Origin of the sequence: Catenuloplanes sp. NPDC051500, from assembly GCF_044454585.1 — a bacterium.
In the GTDB taxonomy this organism is placed as follows: domain Bacteria; phylum Actinomycetota; class Actinomycetes; order Mycobacteriales; family Micromonosporaceae; genus Catenuloplanes.
The window spans coordinates 36,071-58,223 of sequence record NZ_JBITDX010000006.1 but is presented as its reverse complement, the minus strand read 5'-3'; the positions used below and the strand labels follow the sequence as shown (position 1 = coordinate 58,223).

At 72.6% G+C, this 22,153-nt stretch carries 16 protein-coding genes and 1 pseudogene; 12 read left to right on the top strand and 5 right to left on the bottom strand.

The window, feature by feature from the left end:
* Window positions 1-25 precede the first annotated feature (25 nt).
* A complete protein-coding gene (locus tag ACIA8K_RS14085) occupies window positions 26-703 on the bottom strand; it encodes a Crp/Fnr family transcriptional regulator (protein ID WP_396058628.1) in 678 nt (225 codons plus the stop codon).
* Window positions 704-987: 284 nt separating this feature from the next.
* Between ACIA8K_RS14085 and ACIA8K_RS14080 the strand changes: the two genes are divergently transcribed.
* From ACIA8K_RS14080 to ACIA8K_RS14060, 5 genes are all read left to right on the top strand, one after another.
* Entirely contained in the window at window positions 988-1,890 is a 903-nt protein-coding gene (locus ACIA8K_RS14080; RefSeq protein ID WP_396058626.1) for a CapA family protein, read from the top strand.
* A gap of 37 nt (window positions 1,891-1,927) precedes the next feature.
* On the top strand, window positions 1,928-2,707 hold the full coding sequence (gene nth / locus ACIA8K_RS14075) for an endonuclease III (RefSeq protein ID WP_396058624.1): 780 nt from the start codon (window positions 1,928-1,930) through the stop codon (window positions 2,705-2,707).
* Entirely contained in the window at window positions 2,704-3,315 is a 612-nt protein-coding gene (locus ACIA8K_RS14070; protein WP_396058622.1) for a TlpA family protein disulfide reductase, read from the top strand. Before nth ends, ACIA8K_RS14070 begins: the two co-directional genes overlap by 4 nt.
* A 61-nt stretch (window positions 3,316-3,376) precedes the next feature.
* Window positions 3,377-4,096, top strand: coding sequence for an NUDIX hydrolase (locus ACIA8K_RS14065; RefSeq protein WP_396058620.1), 720 nt, complete (start codon window positions 3,377-3,379; stop codon window positions 4,094-4,096).
* Between the two features lie 52 nt (window positions 4,097-4,148).
* The gene (locus ACIA8K_RS14060) at window positions 4,149-5,333 is read left to right on the top strand and encodes a MarP family serine protease (RefSeq protein ID WP_396058618.1); all 1,185 of its coding nucleotides are present in this window, start codon (window positions 4,149-4,151) and stop codon (window positions 5,331-5,333) included.
* 189 nt (window positions 5,334-5,522) lie between these two features.
* Here the strand turns inward: ACIA8K_RS14060 and mycP are convergent, their stop codons facing one another.
* Window positions 5,523-6,854, bottom strand: coding sequence for a type VII secretion-associated serine protease mycosin (gene mycP / locus ACIA8K_RS14055; RefSeq protein WP_396058616.1), 1,332 nt, complete (start codon window positions 6,852-6,854; stop codon window positions 5,523-5,525).
* A 72-nt stretch (window positions 6,855-6,926) separates the two neighbouring features.
* Window positions 6,927-10,745, bottom strand: a complete 3,819-nt coding sequence (gene eccCa / locus ACIA8K_RS14050) for a type VII secretion protein EccCa (RefSeq protein WP_396058614.1) — start codon at window positions 10,743-10,745, stop codon at window positions 6,927-6,929.
* Window positions 10,746-10,853: 108 nt separating this feature from the next.
* Between eccCa and eccD the strand changes: the two genes are divergently transcribed.
* A complete protein-coding gene (gene eccD / locus ACIA8K_RS14045) occupies window positions 10,854-12,188 on the top strand; it encodes a type VII secretion integral membrane protein EccD (protein WP_396058612.1) in 1,335 nt (444 codons plus the stop codon).
* 65 nt (window positions 12,189-12,253) lie between these two features.
* Here the strand turns inward: eccD and ACIA8K_RS14040 are convergent, their stop codons facing one another.
* Window positions 12,254-12,760, bottom strand: coding sequence for an inorganic diphosphatase (locus ACIA8K_RS14040; RefSeq protein WP_033343530.1), 507 nt, complete (start codon window positions 12,758-12,760; stop codon window positions 12,254-12,256).
* 1,112 nt (window positions 12,761-13,872) lie between these two features.
* Window positions 13,873-14,283: a hypothetical protein gene (locus ACIA8K_RS14035; protein WP_396058610.1), complete on the bottom strand. Its 411-nt coding sequence runs from the start codon at window positions 14,281-14,283 to the stop codon at window positions 13,873-13,875.
* A gap of 358 nt (window positions 14,284-14,641) precedes the next feature.
* Here ACIA8K_RS14035 and dacB point away from each other — a divergent pair, with 358 nt between their 5' ends.
* The 6 genes and pseudogenes from dacB (at window position 14,642) to folE (ending at window position 22,113) form a co-directional block, all read left to right on the top strand.
* Window positions 14,642-16,117 carry a D-alanyl-D-alanine carboxypeptidase/D-alanyl-D-alanine-endopeptidase gene (dacB, locus tag ACIA8K_RS14030; protein ID WP_396058608.1) on the top strand — a complete coding sequence of 492 codons (1,476 nt, stop codon included), beginning with the start codon at window positions 14,642-14,644 and terminating at the stop codon, window positions 16,115-16,117.
* Between the two features lie 83 nt (window positions 16,118-16,200).
* Window positions 16,201-17,250 (top strand): annotated as a pseudogene (locus ACIA8K_RS14025) (zinc-dependent metalloprotease); the annotation flags it as partial.
* Between the two features lie 104 nt (window positions 17,251-17,354).
* Window positions 17,355-18,380: a tRNA lysidine(34) synthetase TilS gene (gene tilS / locus ACIA8K_RS14020; RefSeq protein ID WP_396058606.1), complete on the top strand. Its 1,026-nt coding sequence runs from the start codon at window positions 17,355-17,357 to the stop codon at window positions 18,378-18,380.
* Window positions 18,381-18,539: 159 nt separating this feature from the next.
* Window positions 18,540-19,115: a hypoxanthine phosphoribosyltransferase gene (hpt, locus tag ACIA8K_RS14015; protein WP_396058604.1), complete on the top strand. Its 576-nt coding sequence runs from the start codon at window positions 18,540-18,542 to the stop codon at window positions 19,113-19,115.
* 290 nt (window positions 19,116-19,405) lie between these two features.
* A complete protein-coding gene (gene ftsH, locus ACIA8K_RS14010; protein ID WP_396058602.1) occupies window positions 19,406-21,433 on the top strand; it encodes an ATP-dependent zinc metalloprotease FtsH in 2,028 nt (675 codons plus the stop codon).
* A gap of 53 nt (window positions 21,434-21,486) precedes the next feature.
* Entirely contained in the window at window positions 21,487-22,113 is a 627-nt protein-coding gene (gene folE, locus ACIA8K_RS14005) for a GTP cyclohydrolase I FolE (RefSeq protein ID WP_396058600.1), read from the top strand.
* Window positions 22,114-22,153 lie beyond the last annotated feature (40 nt).

Genomic DNA, 22,153 nt, shown 5'->3' with positions numbered 1-22,153 from the left:
GGGCTCGTAACGATGAGGAGAGGATCTAGACGCGGGCCCGGCGGGCCAGGCGCTCCGGGTCCAGAATGATCACGCTCTTGCCGTCCAGACGCAGCCAGCCGCGCGACGCGAAGTCGGCGAGCGCCTTGTTGACGGTCTCCCGGGACGCGCCGACCAGCTGGGCCAGCTCCTCCTGGGTGAGGTCGTGCGTGACGCGGAGGACGCCCCCGTCGCGGGTGCCGAACCGGCCTGCCATCTGCAGGAGGTTCTTCGCAACCCGGCCGGGGACGTCGGTGAATATGAGGTCCGCCAGGTTGTCATTCGTCCGTCGCAGCCTGCGCGCGAGCACCCGGAGCAGCTGCTCCGAGATCTCCGGCCGGTTGTGCAGCCACGGCCGCAGCGCCTGCTTGCGCAGCCGGGCCAGCCGGGTGTCGGTGACCGCGGTGGCCGTCGCGGTGCGCGGCCCCGGGTCGAAGAGCGACAGCTCGCCCAGCATGTCCGACGGACCCATGATCGAGACAAGATTCTGCCGGCCGTCGGCCGCGCGCCGCCCGAGCTTGATCTTGCCGGACAGTACGATGTACAGGCTGTCCCCGGGCTCGCCCTCGTTGAAGACAATCTCGCCCTTACGGATCTCGAGAGTCTCCATCTCCTTGGCGAGCGCCTCCGCCGCCTCGGGATCAACCCCCTGGAAGATCCCGCTGCGGGCCAACACCTCGTCCATGCGCACCTCCGCCACAAGCGCCGAGCTGTTTGATACCGGTCAGTACCTGGATGGCCGGTGAAGCCTTCGCGCGCAGTCAGTCTAGGCACACGCGGGCCGGAATCGGGCGTGCACCCCAGGAATCTTGATCCGGAAGCGTAACCGACCAGACCTCAACGGACGGTAACATCCGCCGACCGCTCGCTCTAGAGCGAAGATCACGCTCCGCAGTTTGACTTTCGGCCCCGATTGCGGATTCAGCCGCCGCGCGTTTGATCAGTATGGCGCGCAAACCGGTCCTTGTTGTGCTTTTCGCCCTGGTCATCCTGCTTGCCACAGGCCTGTCCGGCGTCCACGCGGTCGCGGTCAGCACCGCTCCCGGCACCCGGCCGCTCTGGCTCGCGGTTCCGCCTTTCGTCCCGCTCCCGCCCGCGCCGCCGGTCCGCGCCCGCCCCACCGGGCTCGTCTCGATCGCCGCGACCGGAGATCTGGCGCCGGACGTCGACATCCCCGCCGAACTCCGCCGGGCGCTCCGCGCGGACCTCACCACCGGCAGCCTCCGCGGGCCTGTCGCACCGGGCCTGCGCACCGCCGGCTTCACCACGATCAACGGGTACGGGGCCGGCGTCACCCCCGTCGAGGTCCGCGGCATCCGGATCGCGGTGCTCGGGTTCTCCTTCAACTCCGGGTCGCACAGCATCACGGACCTGACCGCCGCGAAACGGGCAGTGACCGCTGCCGCCGCCGACGCCGACCTGGTCGTGGTGCACGCGCAGATGGGCGCCCCGGGCCGTTACCGGACGGTCCCGGGCGCGGAACTGCACCGGGGCGTCAACCGCGGCGACCCGGTGCGGTTCGCCCACGCGGTGGTGGACGCGGGCGCGGACCTGGTGCTCGGGCACGGGACGGGCGTGCTGCGCGGCATGGAGTTCCACCGGGGGCGGCTGATCGCGTACAGCCTGGGCACGTTCACCGCCGCCGGGCCCCGCAGCGGGCGGTACGCGGCCTCCGGCGTGCTCCGGGTGACGCTGTACGCGACCGGCGCCTGGGCGGGCGGCACGTTCACCCCGACCCGCCCGGACCGCGCCGGCCGCCCGGTGACCGACAGGACGGCTCTGGGACTGCGGCTCGTGGGGGAACTGTCGGCCGCGGACTTCCCGGCGAGCGGGCCGGTCGTCGGGGAGACGGGTCGTCTGTCCGGCGGCTGATCGCGGCGCGCGCGGGCTTCGACGTACGCTGGCCGATGTGACAAGTACGCCCGCCGAGTCCCCGCTCGCGTTGACACGCCGCGCCCGGCGGATCGGCCGGCTGCTTACCGAGACCCACCCCGACGCCCACTGCGAGCTGGACCACGGCAACCCGCTGCAGCTCGCGGTCGCCACCATCCTGTCCGCCCAGTGCACGGACAAGCGGGTCAACGAGGTCACGCCGAAGCTCTTCGCCCGCTACCGGACCGCCGCCGACTACGCGGGCGCGGACCGGGCCGAGCTTGAGGAGCTGATCAGGCCCACCGGCTTCTTCCGCAACAAGACGAATTCGCTGATCGGGCTCGGCGAGGCGCTCGTCGCGCGCTACGACGGCGAGGTGCCGGGCCGGCTGACCGACCTGATCACGCTGCCCGGCTTCGGCCGCAAGACGGCGAACGTGATCCTCGGCAACGCGTTCGACGTCCCCGGCATCACCGTCGACACCCACTTCCAGCGCCTGGTCCGCCGGTGGGGGCTGACCGGCGAGACCGACCCGGTGAAGATCGAGCACGCGATCGGCGCGCTCTTCCCGAAGCGGGAGTGGACCATGCTGTCGCACCGGGTGATCTTCCACGGCCGCCGCGTCTGCCACGCCCGCAAACCGGCCTGTGGCGCCTGCACGCTTGCGAAGATCTGCCCGTCGTACGGCGAGGGACCCACCGAGCCCGAGGTCGCCGTGAAGCTGCTCAAGGGGCCGCGCGCCGGTGAGCTGGCCGCCGCGGTCGGGCTCGACCCCGCGCTGGTGCCCTCGGCCGCCGCCACCGCGGACGTGCCGTGAGACGTGCGTTGGTGATCGGCGCGGTCGGGCTCACGCTGGCCGGGTGCACCACCGGGCAGACCATGAGCGACACCACCGCGGGAGACGTGGTACGCCCGTCGCCGTTCGCGGACTGCGCCGGGCTGACCACGCCCGCCTCCGAGGCGCCCACACCTCCCGGCGACGTGCTGCTGGACCGGCTGCCCGACCTTGAGCTGTCCTGTCTCAACGGCGGCGAGATCGTCCGGCTCACGCAGCTGCGCGGACCGGCCGTGCTCAACCTGTGGGGCTCCTGGTGCGGGCCGTGCCGGGACGAGCTGCCGGCCGTCCAGGCCTACGCCGACCGGGCCGCCGGCCGGGTCCACGTGCTCGGCATCGACACCGGTGACCGCCAGTCCACCGCCGAGGATCTGGGCCGTGAGCTGGGATTCCGCTTCCCGTCGCTGTTCGACCCGAACAAGGAGCTGCTCGGCGAGCTGGCAGTGGCCCGGCTCGGCGCGCCCGGCCTGCCGACCACCGTGCTCATCGACGCGGACGGCGGGGTGCGCGGCGTGCACCAGACCGCCGCGCTGGACGAGGCCGGGCTCGACCGGTTCGTCCGGGATGAGTTGGGCGTGACGGTGCCGTGATGATTGAGCGGTTCACACGTGGCAGCCGTAGATCACCTCAGTGCGGGAAAGGGGGGACGGCGTGACCGACGAGATTCCGGAGTGGCTGGCGCCGCTCGCCAAGCGGGCCGTCTCCGCGACCGCCAAGGACTTCACCCGCATGCCCACACCCACAGGTGAGGGCCGGATAAGCGCGGTGCTCGTGCTCTTCGGCGAGGGCCCGGACGGGCCGGACGTGCTCATGCTCGAGCGCGCCGCCGACATGCGCAACCACGCCGGCCAGCCCGCGTTCCCCGGCGGCGCGGCCGACCCGGGTGACGCCGACGCGGTCGCCACCGCGCTCCGCGAGGCGAACGAGGAGGTCGGGCTGGACCCGGCCAGCGTCACTGTGCTCGCGGAGCTGCCGAAACTGTGGATCCCGGTCAGCCGGTTCGTGGTGACGCCGGTGCTCGCCTGGTGGCACGCGCCGCACCCGGTGCACCCGCGGCAACCGGCCGAGGTCGCGCACGTGGCCCGGCTGCCGATCGCGGAACTGTGCGACCCCGCCCACCGCCTGCAGGTACGGCACAGCAGCGGCTGGATCGGCCCGGCGTTCGACTCGCAGGGCATGGTCGTCTGGGGTTTCACCGCCGGCGTGCTCTCCGCACTGCTCGACCTGGGCGGCTGGAGCCGGCCGTGGCCGCGCGACCGGATCGCCGAGCTCGACGACCAGCTTCGGCCGGTGCTCGGCGTACCCCCGGCAAGATCTTCTGGTCCGGTGGCGCCGCCGCCGGCCGACGACGTCAGCGGTCCCCTCGCATGAGACGTCGTCGCAGCTCCCGGCACCCCTTGGCCGGCATACCTACCCTAGGCGGGTGTCCGTGACCGACATCGTCCTTTTCCTGCTGGTGCTGCTGTTCGCAGCGAGTGGCTACCGGCAGGGGTTCGTGGTGGGGACGTTGTCCTTCGCCGGGTTCTTCAGCGGCGCGCTGCTCGGGCTGCAACTCGGCCCGCTGATCGCCGCGCAGTTCGCGGACCCCGGCATGCGCGTGGTCGCTTCGCTCGTCGCGATCTTCCTGCTCGCCGTCGTCGCGCAGACGCTTGCCGGCTGGTTCGGCGCCCGGCTGCGGCACGGCATCGTCAACCAGACCGGGCAGCGGCTGGACGAGATCGGCGGCGCGCTGGTCTCGGTCTGCGCCGTGCTGCTGGTGGCCTGGCTGGTCGCGGTGCCGCTGGCCTCGTCGTCCGTCCCGTGGCTGGCCCGCTCGATCAAGAGCAGCTACCTGCTCGGCGCCGTCGACCAGGTGATGCCGGCCCAGGCCGAGGTGCTCTCCCAGGGCCTGCGGCAGACGCTCAACACCCGCGGCTTCCCGGAGGTCTTCGGCGGCCTCGGCAACTCAAGCGCCCCGCAGGTCGAGCCGCCCGACCCGCGCCTGGCGAACTCGCGCGTGGTCCGCGACGCGGAGGAGTCGGTCGTCAAGATCCGCGGCATCGCCGGCGACTGCAGCCGGCGTCTGGAGGGCTCCGGCTTCGTCTACGCAGACGACCGGGTCATGACGAACGCGCACGTGGTGGCCGGTACCGACTCGGTCACGGTCGAGGTCAAGGGCGAGCCGCTCGACGGCCGCGTCACCGTCTACGACCCGAACCGGGACCTGGCCATCATCTACGTCCCCGGCCTTGAGGCCCCGGCCATGAACTGGGCGCCGACCGTGGGCGCCCGCTCGGACGACGCGATCGTGCTCGGCTATCCGCTGGACGGCCCGTACAACGCCCAGTCCGCCCGCCTGCGCGCCGTCGGCAAGATCACCGGGCCGGACATCTACACCTCCCGCGAGGTCACCCGCGACATCTACACGATCAGCGCCCTGGTCCGGAACGGCAACTCCGGCGGCCCGCTCGTCGACTCCAACGGCGACGTCCTCGGCGTCATCTTCGCGGCCGCCGCCGAGAACCCGAACCTCGGCTACGCCGTCTCCGCCGCCGAGGCCGCCCCGGTCGCCGAGGAGGGCCTGAAGCGCACCCGCGCCAACGACACCGGCGAGTGCACCGCAGGCTGAAATCCTCACCGCGCCCCTTCTCCACGCACGTCGTCGATGCGGTCCTCCGGAGAAGGGGCGGGCCCACGGGTCTTCGGTGACCAGCGGCGGGACCGGCTCCGAGCGACGTGCGGAGCGCCAGCGGAGCCCGGCGCGAGGTTTGCCCGCGGGAGCGTGCGGGCCGCGACCACCCGCAGAGCGGGAAAGCGGTCAGATCTTGACTGCCGGGTCTGCCGTTGAGGTCCTGCCGGGCGGCTGGGAGCCTTGGCGGCGGCCCGGGCGCGGGAAGCGGTGCAGCGTGATCACGTAGAGGCCGGCGATGGCCATCAGGGCCAGGCCACCGCCGAGTGCGGCGCCGAGCAGGCCGCGTCCGCGCTTGTCTGCGGAGGGGAGGGCGGCCGACGCGTCAGGCTGGGCCGCGCCACCGGGAGCGGGGTCGACGCCCTGGCCCGGGGGCGGGGGCGGGCCGCCCGCCTCGACGCTGCCGCCGGTGCGGGGGGCGGTGCCGAATCCGGAATCGCCGGGCGGGGGTTCGTCGTCGAGCACGTTGCCGCGGGCCTCGGGGAGGCCGTCGGAGAGCGCGGCGACCGGGTTGACCATGCCGAAGCCGTACTGGGCGTCGCGGCCGGGGACGCCGAGGTCGGTGGCGGTGGTGATCAGGCGGTTGACAACTGTCGCGGCGGACATCCGGGGCCAGCGGGCGCGGATCAGCGCGGCGGTGGCGGCGACCATCGGCGCGGCGAAGCTGGTGCCCTGCACCCGCCAGTAGCCGCCGGGACGGGCGCCGATGAGGTCGGTGGCCGGCGCGGACAGCACGGTCTCGGCGCCGGTTATCGAGCCGGACCAGAGGCTGGTGCCGTTCTGCTCCAGGCCGGTGACCGCGATGACGCCGGGCTCCCGGGCCGGGTACCAGACCTCGGACGGCGCGGACGCGCTGGCGTTGCCGGTGCAGGCGATGACGACGACGTCCTTGACGAATGCGTAGTCGATAGCGGTGGCGAGCGCGGGGCTGCTGCCCAGGCCGCCGAGCGACAGGTTGATCACCTTGGCGCCGTTGTCCACAGCGAGGCGGACCGCCTTCGCCACGACCTGGGCGTCGTCGTAGCGGTTCTGCTTGTCGAGCACGCGGATCGGCAGGATGCGCGCGTCCGGCGCCATGCCGACGATGCCGGCGTCGTCGGGCACGCCGGCGATCAGCGCGGCCACCGTGGTGCCGTGCCCGACCGGGTCGTCGGTGCCGTCGCCGCCGCTGCCGACCAGGTCGAACCCGGGAAGCACGCGGCCGGCCAGGTCCACATGGGTGTCGTCGACGCCCGAGTCGATCACCGCGACCGTGACGCCGGCGCCGGTCGACCGCGTCCACGCCTCGGTCAGGCCGAGCTCGGCCAGCGACCACTGTTCGTCGCGTATGTCGTCGCCGGTCACCGCAAGCGGGACCGCCGCCGCGGCCGGGGCGCCGGCGGGCAGCGTGGTCGCGGCGCCGACGAGCACGGCGGCGGCCACGCGGGCCAGAGCGCCCGCCGGTCTCCAACGCCTGCTCACATGGTCACCTCGGGTTACGCGTCTCGGCTGGGTGAAGATTACTCCCCGAAGACGAACCGGTGGACCGGACAATCAGTCCGGGGACTCGGCCGGGGGCAGATACGCGAGCTGTACCAGACGTACCCCTTCGCGGCGGGTTTTCAACTGTCCGCGGCCGGGTGGCAACGTTGAGGGACGTACGTCGCCGAGCAGCGGGCCGTCCTCCCGGCTGCCGGACATCACCAGGCCGGGTACGGACAGCTCGCGCAGCTGCGTGAGGACCGGGTCGAACGCGCGGCCGGCACCGCCGGAGCGGCGGGCCAGGATCAGGTGCAGGCCGACGTCCCGGGCCTGGGGCAGCAGCTCGGCAAGTGGCTGAAGCGGGCCGGACTGCCCGCCCGCCAGCTCGTAGTCGTCGACGAGCACGAACAGGTCCGGGCCGGCCCACCAGGAGCGGTCGCGCAACTGGCGGGGCGTCACACCGGCGCCGGGCAGCCGCCGGCGCAGCGACTCGGCGGCCGTCTCGACAAGCGTGCGGGCGGGCTTGGCGGCCGAGCCGTATCCGAGCACGTGCGCGTCGTCGACGGCGCCGAGCAGCGTACGACGGAAGTCGATCACCACCAGCCGGGCCTGCGCGGGTGTGAACCGGCCGGTGATCGTGGTGGCCAGTGCGCGCAGGAACGACGTCTTGCCGCACTCGCCGTCGCCGAAGAGCAGAAAGTGCGGGTCGGCCGCGAAGTCGAGCACCGCCGGGGACAGGTCGGTCTCCACGATGCCGATCGGGATCCGCAGCCCGGTCTCCCCGGCGTCGCGCACCGCGGCGTAGGGCAACTCGGCCGGAAGACGTCGCACCGGCGGCGCGGGCGGCCCGGTCCACCCGGCCGCGATCTCCTCCGGCGTGATCCCGGGCAGCGCGGTGAGCAGGTGCATCGACTCCGAGGTGATGCCGCGGCCGGGCGCGCCGGCCGGCACGTTCGCGGCCGAGCGACGGGAGACCGTGGAGTCGGTGGGGTCGCCGAGGCGCAGTTCCAGGCGGGCGCCGAACAGGTCGCGGATGGCCGGGCGGAGGTCCATCCAGCGGCCGGCCGCGACGACCACGTGCACGCCGTACGACAGCCCGCGCAGCGCCACCTCGGTGACAAGCGGTTCCAGGTCGTCGAAGTCGTTGCGCAACGTCACCCAGCCGTCGATCACCAGGAACACGTCGCCGTACGGGTCGTCCTCCACCTCGCCGCGGGCCCGCCGTGCCCGGTAGTCGGCCATCCCGTCCGCGTGCAGCGCCGCGAACCGCGCCTCCCGCTCGGTGAGCAGCGCCCGGACCTCGCCGACCGTGCGTCGTACGCCCACCGGGTCGAGCCGCCCGGCCACGCCGCCGACGTGGGGCAGCCGTTGCAGCGGGGCCAGCGACCCGCCGCCGAAGTCCAGGCAGTAGACCTGCACCTCGGCCGGCGTGTGGGTGAGCGCCAGCGCGGTGATCAGCGTGCGCAACGCGGTGGACTTGCCGCTGCGCGGGCCGCCGGCCACCGCCACGTGCCCGGACGCGCCGGCCAGGTCCAGCCACAGCGTCTCGCGGCGCTGGTCCAGCGGCCGGTCCACCACCGCGACCGGCACCCGCAGCGTGCCGCGCAGCGCCGGGTCGGCCACGGTCAGGCCGCGTTCCGGGTCGCGGCGGAGCTCGCCGAGCAGTGCGCCGAGCGTGGGCGCGTCGCCGAGCGGAGGCAGCCAGACCCGGTGCGCGGGCGGGCCGGCGCCCTCCAGCGCGTCGACGATCAGGTCCAGCAGGCTCTTGGTGCTGGTACGGGTGATCTGTGCGCGGGGCCTCGGCGTACGGGGGAGCGGCGTCGTCGAGTACGGCACCACGCGGGGTGCGTGCGTGCTGCCGCCGGCGATCGTCTCCCGGTGCGGGCCGGACGCGTACGCCGCCTTGAAGCGCACCAGCGGCTCCGTGCCGAACCGCAGGTAGCCGTGGCCGGGCGAGCGCGGCAGCTGGAACGCGTCCGGCACGCCAAGCACCGCCCGGGACTCCAGCGACGAGAACGTGCGCAACCCGATCCGGTACGACAGGTGCGTGTCAAGCCCGCGCAGCCGCCCCTCCTCGAGCCGCTGGCTGGCCAGCAGCAGGTGCACGCCGAGTGACCGGCCGACCCGCCCGATCTGCACGAACAGGTCGATGAAGTCCGGCTTCGCGGAGAGCAGTTCGGAGAACTCGTCGCAGACGATCAGCAGCGAGGGCAGCGGGGCGAGCGCGGCCCCGGCGGCGCGGGCCTTCTCGTACTCGCGCAGGCTCGCGATGTTTCCGCTGCGGCGCAGCAGCTCCTGCCGCCGCAGCAGCTCACCGTTTATCGCGTCGACCATCCGGTCCACAAGCGGCAGCTCGTCCGCGAGGTTGGTGATCACGGCGGCGGTGTGCGGCAGCCGGTCCAGCGAGGCGAACGTGGCGCCGCCCTTGAAGTCGACGAGCACGAAGTTGAGCACCTCGGACGAGTGGTCCGCGGCCAGGCCCAGCACAAGCGTGCGCAGCAGCTCCGACTTGCCGGACCCGGTCGCGCCGATCAGCAGGCCGTGCGGGCCCATGCCGTCCTGCGCGGACTCCTTCAGGTCCAGCTCGACAGGCAGCCCGTCCGGGGAGACGCCGATCGGCACGCGCAGCCGGTCCCGCTGCGGGCGGGGCCGGGCCCAGCGCTCCTGCGCGTCAAGCCGGGCCGGGTCCGCGATGCCGAGCAGCTCCGGAAGATCCTGCGCCCCGGGCGTCGTGCGCGGCGCCTCCACCGGGGCCAGCCGCAGCGGAGCCAGACGGCGGGCGATCGCCTCCACCTCCGGGACGCTCAGCGCGTCCGGCACGCCGACCTCGGTTTCCGACTCCGTGGTGCGGCTGAGCAGCCGCCGGCCGCCGGTGAGTACGAGCGTGGACCGGTCCGGGTTACGCGGGGGCGGGGAGCCGAGGTCAAGCACGGTCCCGGCCCGCGCCGCGAAGGGCCGGTCGGCGCCGTCCAGCACCACGACCAGGTAGCCGGTGCCGGGGCCGGCGTCGGTTTCGATCTCGGCGAGCAGCGGCTCCAGCTCTCCGACTGTCCCGGTGACCAGGCGGATCGGGCCGGCCGCATCGGAACGTGTCCGGTGCAGCGCGTGCGGCAGCCACTTCACCCACTCCCACTCCGCGCGGCGCTCCGGGCCGGCGCAGACCGCGATGGTCAGGTCGTCAGGCGCGTGGAAGACCGCGAGCTGGGCAAGCATCGCCCGGACCGTGCCGCGCGCGTCCCGCAGGTGGATCCGGGAGAACGCCCGCAGCGACACCGCGACCGGCAGCGCGGGAACCACCGAGTAGGCGTCCAGGAACCGGCGGAGCGCGCCCGCACACATCGGCTCCAGCTCGGCCAGCGGCCTGGTGACAGGCGGTGTCAGCGGCGTGGCAAGCGTCTGCGGGCCCAGCGCCACCCGCACGATCCCGAAGTCCGGGTCGCTCGCGCGCCGCTCCCACAGCCGGTGGCTGTCCACCGTGGACCACAGCCGGTCCGGGTCCGGGTGCCGGTAGCGCAGGCCGTCGCGCTGGGCCAGCGCGGTCTGCCGGGCTCGGCGGCGCAGCGTGGCAAGCCGGCGCAGGTACTCCCGGCGGGCGGCCGCGACCTCCGCGCGTTTCGGCAGGCCGGCGCCGCCCCAGCTGGTCACGAGCATGGCCAGCGAGGAGACGCCGAAGATCGCGCCGACCACGTACGAGTACGTACCCCCACCCCGGCCGAACATCATCGCCATCGCGACCGAGCCGCCGAGCATCGGAAGCGCGGTCATCATCTGCTGCCAGCGCCCGCCGGTCGGCTCCGGCAGCTCCGGCGGCGCGTCCACGGCCAGCTCACCGCCGGGGATCTCCGGCGCCGGGCGCCGCGGCGGACGCCGCACGATCACGGTGCTAGCCATGCGCGTCCTCCGGCCGGCGGTCGCCAACGACACTTCTCGATGGTGTGGCCCGCTCATCCTAGGTAAGGTGCCCTGGTTTCCGCAGCCGTGCGAACAAGGGGTACGTCGATGGGTGCTGGCCTCGCGCGCGTCACGATCGCGGCCCCGCACCGCCGCGTCGACCTGGCCCTCCCCGACCAGATCCCGCTTGCCGAGCTGCTGCCCGACCTGCTCCGGCACGCCGGTGAGTCGCTTGCCGACGAGGGTGAGCGGCACGGCGGCTGGCTGCTGCGCCGGCCGGACGGCGCACCGCTGCTCGGCGGCCGCCCGCTGCGCGCACAGGGCATCCGGGACGGGGAGATCCTGCACCTGACGCCGGCCCGCGTGGACTGGCCCGCGCCCGAGTACGACGACGTGGTGGAGGTGATCGCGGGCGCGCGGACCGGCCGCTGGCCACCCACGGCCACCCGGATCGCCACCCGCGCGGCCGCTGCCGCGCTACTACTCTCGCTCGTGCCGTCGTTGCTGCTCACGACGCCGTCGCCGACCGCCGCAGGGACCGCGGCCGGGGTGACGCTCGCGCTGCTGCTGGCCGCCGTCACCGCGTCCCGCGCCTACGGTGACGCCGGAACCGCCGCAACGATCGGCGCGCTGTCGCTGCCGTTCGCGGCGCTGGCCGGCGCGCTGTTCACCTCGGCAGGCCGGATCGGCGCGCCGGAGACACTCGTCGGCGCCGTGTCGGTGCTGCTTGCCGCGCTGCTGGCAGCCGTCGGCACCGGTGTCCACCTGCGCATCCCGGTCGCGGCGATGACCGCGGCGCTTCCGGTCGCCGCCACCGCCGCGCTGGCGCTCGTCATCCCGCCGGTGCACGCGGCAGCGGTGCTGCTCACCGCGGCGGCGTGCGCGCTCGGCCTGCTTCCGCTGCTCGCGATCCGGCTGGGCCGGCTGCCGATCCCGCCGATCGCGCTGCCCGGCGAGGACGATCCGTTCCAGGCGGCCCGGCAGCGCCCGCCCCGGGACGCGGTGCTGGCGGCAACGGCGCGGACCGACGAGTTCCTGACCGGGCTGCTGGCCGGGCACGCGCTGGTGGCCGCCGGGTCCGCGCTGTTCCTGACCGTGCACGGCGGTCTGGCCGCGCGGCTGCTGGCCGGCGCCGCCTCGCTCGGTCTGCTGCTGCGTGCCCGCACGTTCGCCGCGACCCACCACCGGGTGCCGATGCTCGTAGCGGGCGTCGTCACGCTCACCGCGCTCGCGCTCACCGGCCGTGGGCCGCTCTTCGCGGCCGTGCTGACCGTTCTGGCGCTGTCGGTGCTGGCGGCCGGCGCGACCTGGTCACGGCGGCCGCCGTCGCTCTACCTGGCCCGCGGCGGCGAAATCCTGGAGACGCTTACGCTGGTCTCCTTGATCCCGCTGGCCGCCGCGGTCCTCGACCTCTACACCAACCTCAGAAACCTCAACGGCTGATGGGGGTACGTACAGAGAAGCGCGCCGACCTTCCGGCCCGGCGCGCTTCCCGAAGACGATGAACGTCAGTGGTCGTAGTCGCCCTGCTCGAGCGCACGCTGGTGACGCGCGATCGAGTTGCGGACCTCCTGCTCGGCCTCCACCCGCCCGGTCCAGGTCGCGCCCTCGACGGACTTGCCGGGCTCCAGGTCCTTGTACACGGTGAAGAAGTGCTGGATCTCCATCCGGTCGAACTCGCCCAGGTGGTGGATGTCCCGCAGGTGCTCCTGACGGGGATCCTCGAACGGGACGCAGAGGACCTTGTCGTCGCCGCCCATCTCGTCCTTCATCCGGTACATGCCGATCGCGCGGCAGCGGATGAGGCACCCCGGGAACGTCGGCTCCTGCACCAGCACGAGCGCGTCCAGCGGGTCGCCGTCCTCGCCGAGGGTGCCTTCGATGAAGCCGTAGTCCGCCGGGTACTGGGTGGCGGTGAAGAGCGTGCGGTCCAATCGGATGCGACCGGTCTTGTGGTCCACCTCGTACTTGTTGCGGTGACCCTTGGGGATCTCAACCGTAACGTCGAAATCCATACTCACGCTCCCTCGTTCGCCCACGCTGGCTAACGGAACTCGCACAGCTCACGCCTCACCCCGGGCACGGCCTATGCAGTGTCGGACCCCGTTAGTCTCCTCTAAAGCGGCGGGCTAGGACGAGGAGGGGCTGGGGTGGGGAGGCAAGATTCACACAACGGCAACGAAAACGGTGATCAGCACCGTGACGGACAGGCGGCGGTTTCTTCCGACTCATTGGACAAAAACGACATAACGCCTAGGTCCGCATCTCCCGAGAATTCCCAGGTGGCCCCCCTGAACGCCTCGGAACAGCCCAAACCCTCCGCCACGCCGTCCTCGACCTCCACCGCCTCTCCCATCTCATCATCCGGACCATCCGTCCCGCAGAACAAAACACAAACCTCGCCGGGGTACGCCGGAGGGCCCGCGGACCCGGACGACGACACCCCCACGGCACCGATTCCGGCCTCCCCCGCATCCCGCCCGGTGCCGTCCGCCCTCGCCGCGGGCGACGAACCGACGGTGCGGATCTCCACGCCGCCGCGCGAGGCTTCGGCCGCGCAGCCCCCGGTGCCCCAGCCTTCGGCGCCCCAGCCCTCGGCCGTGCCGCAGCCCACCGCTCCCGTGAGGGCCCCCGATGCCTCGCCGCGGCCGTCGTTGAAGCCGCCGACCGGTGTCCGCCCGACTCTCGCCCATCCCGGCAGGCCGCAGGCGGTGCAGCAGCCACACTCCGATGCGGACCAGACAGCCCGGATCCCGCAGCCCGGTCAGCCGGAGCAGCGTCCCGGGTCGATGCCGGCTGTGCGCCCGGATCGGCCGCAGGTGGGGTCAACCCAGCCGGGTCAGCCGGAGCAGCGTCCGGGACAAGCGACCGTGGTCGGGCCGGAACGGGTACAGGGGGGATCGGTAAAGCCGGGCAGGCAGCAGGCGCCGCACCCGGAGCGGCAGCAACCGCAGGCTGACCAGCGGCCGAACCTCTGGACCGGCCGTCCCGGCGACGGCAGGCAGGGTCCGGGCCAGGGGTCCGGCGTCGGGGGAGCGCGCCCCGCGCCGCGTTCCGAGGCGCCGGGTGCCGGGCGGGAGCGACCGGAAGAGCAGTCGACCGTGGTGATACCGAAGACCCCGGGTAGTCACGGGAATGCGGCCGGGCGTGCTGACCAGGGACGGCAGACGAGTCCTTCCGCCTCGGGTGAGCAGTCGACCGTGATCATCCCGAAGGTGCCGGGTTCCGGAACCGCGGCCCCGGGAAGCGCCGGGATCGCCGGCCGGCCGACCGGCGCGGCCCAGGCGCAGCAGGACGGCCAGGCCACTGTGGCGCTGCCGAAGCCCTCGCCGGTGAAGCGGCCCGCGGAGGACGACCGGTCGACGGTGATCATGCCGAAGGTGCCGGGCGGCGGGGCCGTCGCCTCGGGAAGTTCGGGGGTGGCGAGCCGCCCGCCGGTGGACGACCAGCAGACGGTGGTGATTCCAAAGACGCCGGGCGGCGCCGTCGGGGGCGCGCCGCGTGCCGCGGGAACGGCATCGGTGTCGGCCCGGCCCACGTCGCCGACCAGGCCTTTGTCTGAGCCCGGCTCGACGTCGCAAGCCGGGCCCACGTCCCAGCCCGGCTCTACGTCGCAGGCGGGGGCCGTGTCGCCGGTCCGGCCTATGTCACAGTCCGGTCCTACGTCGCAGGCGGGGGCCGTGTCGCCGGTCCGGCCTATGCCACAGCCCGGCTCTATGTCACAGCCCGGCTCTACGTCGCAGGGCGGGGCTGTGTCGCCGGTCCGATCTACGGCACAGGCCGGGCCTATGTCGCTGGCCGGGCCCGTGTCGCCGCCACGGTCTTCGCCGGGGGGTGTGGGCACGGCCGGGCCGGGGGAGGCTTCGGTCGTACCCTCGGCTGATTTTGATCGTGGTGTGGGGGTTGCGCCGAAGGCGCCGTGGCGGTCGAGGAAGGCGCTGGCCGGGGCGGGGGCGGCGGTGCTGGCGTTGGTGCTGGTCGCCGTGACTGTGGTGTTGGCCGGGCGGCGGGGCGGGGTGGACGTTCCGGTGGCCGCGCCGACCGTTGCGGAGCAGGCCGTGGAGCGGGCGCCGGGTCCGGTGCTGGTGGCGAACTCGGATGACGCGCCGATGCCGTCGCCGGCGGCGGTGCAGGCGGCGATCGGGACGCTTGTGACAAACGGCGAGCTGGGGCCGGGTGTGCACGCGGCGGTGGTGGACGTGGCGACCGGGACCGAGCTGTACGGATATCAGCAGACAGATCCGGCCACGCCCGCGTCCACGACGAAGCTGGTCACGGCCGCGGCGGCGCTGGCCGCGCGCGGGACCGGGTACCGGATCGCGACCCGGGTGGTGGCCGGGTCCGCGCCCGGAGAGGTGGTGCTGATCGGTGGTGGGGACCCGACGCTTGCGATCGACGGGACCGCGACCTACCGGGGCGCGGCGCGGCTGGACGCGCTTGCCGAACAGGTGAAGACCGCGCTTGGCGGCGCGCCGGTGTCACGGGTACTCGTCGACGCGACGCTGTACACCGGGCCGGTGACCAGCCCGAGCTGGGATTCGGATGCGGTGTCAGCGGGGTACGGCGCGCCGATCACCGCGCTGATGACGAACGGCGCCCGGGTGAATCCGAAGGCGGCGAGCGGTGCGCAACGCCAGCCGGCGCCGGACCTGTCCGCGGGTCAGGCGTTCGCGGCGCTGCTTGGGGACGACGTGGCGGTGAGCCGGGGCACTGTGGCATCGTCGTCGCAGGCCACGCCGCAGGTGACAGCGTCGTCGCCGGCGGCCGCGACCGGGATCGCGCCCGGCGCCGAGCTGGGCCGGGTGGAGTCGCCGACCATGCTGCGGCTGGTCGAGGTGATGCTGACGGCCAGCGACAACGTGGTGGCGGAGGCGCTGGCCCGCCAGGTGGCGATCGCGGGCGGGCAGCCGGCCTCGTTCGAGGGGGGCGCGGCGGCGACCCGCGCGCTGATCAGCGGGTTCGGGCTGCCGGTGACCGGGTTCGGGCTTACCGACGGCAGCGGGCTGTCCCGGGACAACCTGATCAGCCCGGCGCTTCTGACCGCGCTGGTCCGGCTGGCCGCGGACGGTTCGCACCCGGAACTCGGCGCGATGTTCTCCGGGCTGCCGGTGGGCGGCTGGTCGGGCACGCTTGACGACAGGTTCCGGGACCCGGCGCCGCCGGAGTCACGGGCCGGCGCCGGCACGGTACGCGCCAAGACCGGCTCGCTCGACGGCGTCAACGCGCTGGCCGGCGTGGTCACCACGGCGGACGGGCGGCTGCTCGCGTTCGCGCTGCTTGCGGACGAGGTGCCGTTCAAGACGCTGAGCAAGTGGCAGGCGGAGTGGAAGCTGGACCGGATCGCCTCGGTGCTCGCCTCCTGCGGGTGTTGAAGGCTGTCTCGATGTGGGGGTCATCGGCGGATCTTGCTGATCAGGACGGGCCGGGCTCGCCGCGCGCGGGTACGTTGGACTCCATGACGCAGTTCGTGGACTGGGATCTGGCCGCCGCCACCGCGGGTGCCCTGGGGAAGTCCGGGCCACGCGTGACCTACGACGAGGCCGCCGAGGTCGTCGCGGATCTGCGGCGGCTCACCGAGGAGGCCGCCGGGCACGTGGCGGCATACACCGGGCTCGCGTCCCGGGTGGACCATCCGCCGGTGCGGATCGTCGACCGGCGGGACTGGGCACAGGTCAACATCGACGGGCTGCGCTCAGTGATCACGCCGCTGATCACCAAGCTGTCCGGGGAGAAGGCGCCGGGCGCCATCGCGGACGCGATCGGCTCCCGGGTCACCGCGGTGCAGGCCGGCGGCGTGCTGGCGTACCTCTCCGGCCGGGTGCTCGGGCAGTACGAGGTCTTCTCCGGCGAGCACGGCCAGTTGCTGCTTGTCGCGCCGAACATCGTCGAGATCGAGCGGAAACTCGGCGCGGACCCGCGCGATTTCCGGCTCTGGGTGGCGCTTCACGAGGTCACGCACCGCACCCAGTTCACGTCCGTGCCGTGGATGCGCGGGTACTTCCTCAGCCAGGTGCAGGCGTTCGTGGACGCGTCGCAGTCGACAGAGGACCCGCTCGTGGACCGGCTGCGCCGCGCGGTCGGCACGCTCTCCGACGCGGTACGCGACCCGGAGAGCCGCTCCTCCGTGCTTGACCTGGTGCAGACGCCCGCGCAGAAGGAGGTGCTGGACCGGCTGACCGCGCTGATGACGCTGCTGGAGGGCCACGCCGAGTTCGTGATGGACGGTGTCGGTCCCGAGGTCATCCCGAGCGTGGAGACGATCCGGGCCCGGTTCAACCGCCGCCGCGAGGCGGGAAACCCGCTGGAGAAGGCGGTCCGCCGGCTGCTCGGCGTGGACGTGAAGATGCGGCAGTACGCGGAGGGCCGCAAGTTTGTGCACGGCGTGGTGGAGCGCGTCGGCATGGCCGGCTTCAACGAGATCTTCCGGTCGCCGGAGACGCTGCCGCTCGTGTCCGAGCTGGGCGACCCGGACGCCTGGGTGGATCGGGTCGGCCCGCAGCCCGCTTCGAGGCTTGATGACGGGGGTGTGCAGCCCGTGGACCGTGACGGCTCCCGCGAGTCCGGCCCGGCCTCCCCGCCGGACGGCGACTGACCGGTTAGCGTTTTTCCATGGCTCGGATCACGCAGCCGGTCGCGGAGATGCGGGTGGCGGTGCGTCGCGCCCTGACCGGATTACCCACTGACGGACTCGTGCTCGTGGCTTGCTCCGGCGGCGCCGACTCGCTCGCGCTGGCCGCCGCTGTCGCGTTCGTCGCGCCCCGGCTCGGCCTGCGCGCCGGGCTGGTCACGGTCGACCACCGGCTGCAGGACGGCTCCGGCGAGCGGGCCACCGCCGTGGCCGACTGGGCGCGCGACGCCGGCCTGGAACCGGTCGAGGTCGCGGCCGTCACGGTCGCGGGCCGGCCCGGCGGTCCGGAGGCGGCCGCGCGGGAGGCCCGTTATGCCGCGCTTGCCGACGTCGCCCACCGGCACGGCGCCGCCGCGGTGCTCGTCGGGCACACCCGGGACGACCAGGCCGAGACCGTGCTGCTGGCGCTCGCGCGCGGCGCGGGGATAAAAAGCCTGGCCGGCATGCGGGAGCGCCGGTCACTGCCGGGCACGGATGATGTGCTGCTGATGCGGCCGCTGCTGGAGATCAGCCGGGAGCAGACGCACAAGGCCTGCGTGGCGCTGGGCCTGCAGGCCTGGACCGATCCGCACAACGCGGATCCGGCATACGCGCGCAGCCGGGTCCGCGCCGACGCGCTCCCCGCGCTCGTGGCGGCGCTCGGGCAGCGGGTGGTCGGCAACCTGGCGCGGACGGCCGGGCTGCTGGCGGCGGACGCGGCCGCGCTTGACGGGCTGGCCCGGACCGCGCTGGCCGAGGCGGGCGGCTCCGGCGGTGGGGCGCTGCGGGTGCGGAGCCTGTCCGGGCTGGATCCCGCGATACGCAGCCGGGTGCTTCATCTGTGGGCGCGGGAGCTGGGCGCGCCCGGCGCCGCGCTGTCCCAGCGGCACGTGTCGGCGCTTGACGCGCTCGTGGTGGACTGGCACGGGCAGGGGTCGGCGTACCTCCCCGGTGGGATCGCGGTACGCCGTTCCGGTGACGCGCTTGCGGTCGTGACCACCGACACAGAAGTTGATCAAATAGGGTGATCTTGGACGGGCGGGCACCGTACCCTCGCCGGGTTTGTGGGTTTTAAGCGCTTTCTGAGGCTATGTCATGCGGAGAGCGTGACCGTTCGGGGTCTGAATGCGCCCGTAAACGCCCGGGGTCGGCGGCGGCTCGTAACCTTCATGGGGCAGGCTAGAGCCATGGCTGACGGGTCCTGGTACGACGCCGACATCGAGCGCGTGATCATCTCTGAGCAGCAGATCCGCGACAAGGTCGCAGAGCTTGCCAAGCAGGTCTCCGCCGACCACGCGGACGCTCCCGACGGCGTGCTGCTGGTGTGCGTGCTGAAGGGCGCCGTGATGTTCATGGCGGACTTCGCGCGGGAGCTGGGCCGGCACGGCCCGTCCAGCGAGATGGAGTTCATGGCCGTTTCCTCCTACGGGCAGGGCACCACCTCGTCCGGCGTGGTCCGCATCCTCAAGGACCTGGACCGGGACATCGCCGGCCGGCACGTGATCGTGGTCGAGGACATCGTCGACTCCGGCCTCACGCTCTCCTGGCTGCTGAAGTACCTGGAGTCGCGCGGCGCCGCCTCGATCGACGTGGTCGCGCTGTTCCGCAAGCCGGAAGCGGTCAAGGTGCCGGTGAGCGTGCGCTATGTCGGCTTCGACATCCCGAGCGAGTTCGTGGTCGGCTACGGCCTCGACTTCGCCGAGCGGTACCGCGAGCTGCCCTACGTCGGCGTGCTCAAGCCCGAGGTGTATGCCCGCAGTTGAGTTACGCCCTGAGCTGACAAACAACTCCTGGTGAAGGTTCAGCGCACTCTCAGAAAACCGGATTACCGTGCTGTTCGGCACGCTGGGACGGTTCGGGTCGCGCGGGCATTCACGGGGCTCGCAACCTCACCCGTCTTACCTACGGTGTACCGTCGAATGACCGATGGCGCCGCCCGCCGGCGTCAGCGGTTGTCACGTTGTCTCCCTGGCTGGGGAGGTGGCGGGGCCAGCATAGGTGAATCTGAGCCGGACGATCAGGAGGGTGCGGGCGCCAGGCGCTCGACAACAGTATGGAACGCACGCGTTTCTTCCGCCGCCCGGTGATCTGGATCATTCTGGTGATCGCCGCTGCGATCGCCGCCAGCTCCTTCTTCACGGGCGGCCCCAGTTACCACCGGGTCGAGACCTCGGTCATCCTGGACAGGCTCAACTCCGGCGGCATCAAGAATGCCGTCTACGAGGACAAGGAGCAGACGCTCCAGCTCGAGCTGTCCGAGAAGGCCACCTTCGACAAGACCACCACCGACCGTATCGAGACCCAGGTTCCGTACGAGGTCAGTGACGACATCTGGGCCGCCGTGGTGCAGGCCAAGGCCGCTAACAAGATCACCGGCACGATCGACGCCAAGGTGACCCGGGACAACATCCTGCTGTCCCTGCTTCTGAACCTGCTGCCGATCCTGCTGCTCGTCGTCCTCCTGCTGTTCTTCATGTCGCAGATGCAGGGCGGCGGCTCGCGGGTGCTCAACTTTGGCAAGTCCAAGGCCAAGATGCTCACCAAGGACACGCCGAAGACGACGTTCGCGGACGTCGCCGGCGCGGACGAGGCAGTCGAAGAGCTGCACGAGATCAAGGACTTCCTGCAGAACCCCTCGAAGTACCAGGCCCTCGGCGCCAAGATCCCGAAGGGCGTGCTGCTCTTCGGCCCGCCCGGAACCGGTAAGACGCTGCTGGCCCGCGCGGTCGCCGGCGAGGCCGGGGTCCCGTTCTACTCAATCTCCGGCTCGGACTTCGTCGAGATGTTCGTCGGCGTCGGTGCCTCCCGCGTCCGTGACCTGTTCGAGCAGGCCAAGACGAACGCGCCGGCAATCGTCTTCGTCGACGAGATCGACGCGGTCGGCCGGCACCGCGGCGCCGGCATGGGCGGCGGTCACGACGAGCGCGAGCAGACGCTCAACCAGCTGCTGGTCGAGATGGACGGCTTCGACACCAAGGGCGGCGTCATCCTGATCGCGGCCACCAACCGGCCGGACATCCTCGACCCGGCGCTGCTTCGCCCGGGCCGCTTCGACAGGCAGATCGCTGTCGACGCCCCCGACATGGAGGGCCGCAAGGCCATCCTCCGGGTGCACGCCAAGGGCAAGCCGTTCACGCCGGACGTCGACCTCGACGCGGTCGCGCGGCGCACCCCCGGCTTCTCCGGCGCGGACCTGGCCAACGTGATCAACGAGGCGGCGCTGCTGACGGCCCGGCACGAGAAGCGGGCAATCGCCAACGACTACCTCGAAGAGGCGATCGACCGGGTCATCGCGGGACCGGAGCGCAAGACCCGGGCGATGAGCGACAACGAAAAGAAGATCACCGCGTACCACGAGGGTGGACACGCGCTTGTCGCCTGGGCGCTGCCGCACTCCGCGCCGGTGCACAAGGTGACGATCCTGCCGCGTGGCCGCTCGCTCGGTCACACGCTCGTGCTCCCCACCGAGGACAAGTACACGCAGACGCGCGCCGAGATGATCGACACCTTGGCGTACGCGCTTGGTGGCCGCGCCGCGGAGGAGCTCATCTTCCACGAGCCCACCACCGGCGCCGGCAACGACATCGAGAAGGCCAGTGCGCTGGCCCGAGCGATGATCACGCAGTACGGCATGAGCTCCAAGCTGGGCGCGGTCAAGTACGGCACCAGCGGCGACGAGCCGTTCATGGGCCGCACCATGGGCCACGAGCGGGACTACTCCGACTCGGTCGCCGCCGAGATCGACGGCGAGGTGCGGGCGCTCATCGAGCTCGCGCACGACGAGGCGTGGGAGATCCTGGTCGAGTACCGGGACGTCCTCGACGCCATGGTCCTGGAGCTGATGGAGAAGGAGACCATCTCCCAGTCGGACATGGCCCGGATCTGCGTGCGCGTACAGAAGCGCCCGCCGATGGCGCCGTACAACGGCTTCGGCAAGCGCCGCCCGTCCACCGACCCGCCGGTGCTCACGCCCGCCGAGAAGGAAAAGCTCAAGGCGCAGGCCGAGTCGGACGGCGCCGCGGCGACCGTCGGCAGCGGCCCGTCCGCCACCGAGACGAACAACTCGGACGGCACGCACTGAGCACGAACGGTCTACGTCCCGACCCCGTCGACGAGGAGAACTCGTCGGCGGGGTTGGACTATCTCGCGGCACGTCTCGTCGACGGCAAACTCACCGGCACGCCGGTCGAGGACGCGGTCGACCTGCCCCGGATCGAGCGCGCGGTCCGGGAGATCCTCATCGCGGTCGGCGAGGACCCGGACCGGGACGGCCTCAAGCGCACGCCGTCCCGCGTCGCCCGCGCCTACGCCGAACTCTTCGCCGGCCTCCGCGTCGACCCCGCACAGGTGCTCACCACCACGTTCGAGGCGAACCACGAAGAGCTGGTGCTGGTCCGCGACATAGACGTGATGTCGCTCTGCGAGCACCACCTGCTGCCGTTCCGCGGCGTGGCCCACATCGGCTACATCCCCGGCCCGCACGGCCGCATCACCGGCCTCTCCAAGCTCGCCCGGCTCGTCGAGGTCTTCGCCCGGCGCCCCCAGGTGCAGGAACGACTCACCTCGCAGATCGCCGACCTGCTCATGGACAAGCTGGCGCCGCGCGGCGTCATCGCGATCCTTGAGTGCGAGCACATGTGCATGGCGATGCGCGGCATCCAGAAGTCCGGCTCCAAGACGATCACCTCCGCGGTCCGCGGCGGCCTGCAGACCGACGCGAAGTCCCGCGCCGAGGCGATGAGCCTGATCCTCGGGCGCTAGGGCGCTAGGGCGCTAGGGCGCTAGGGTGTTCGGGCGCTAG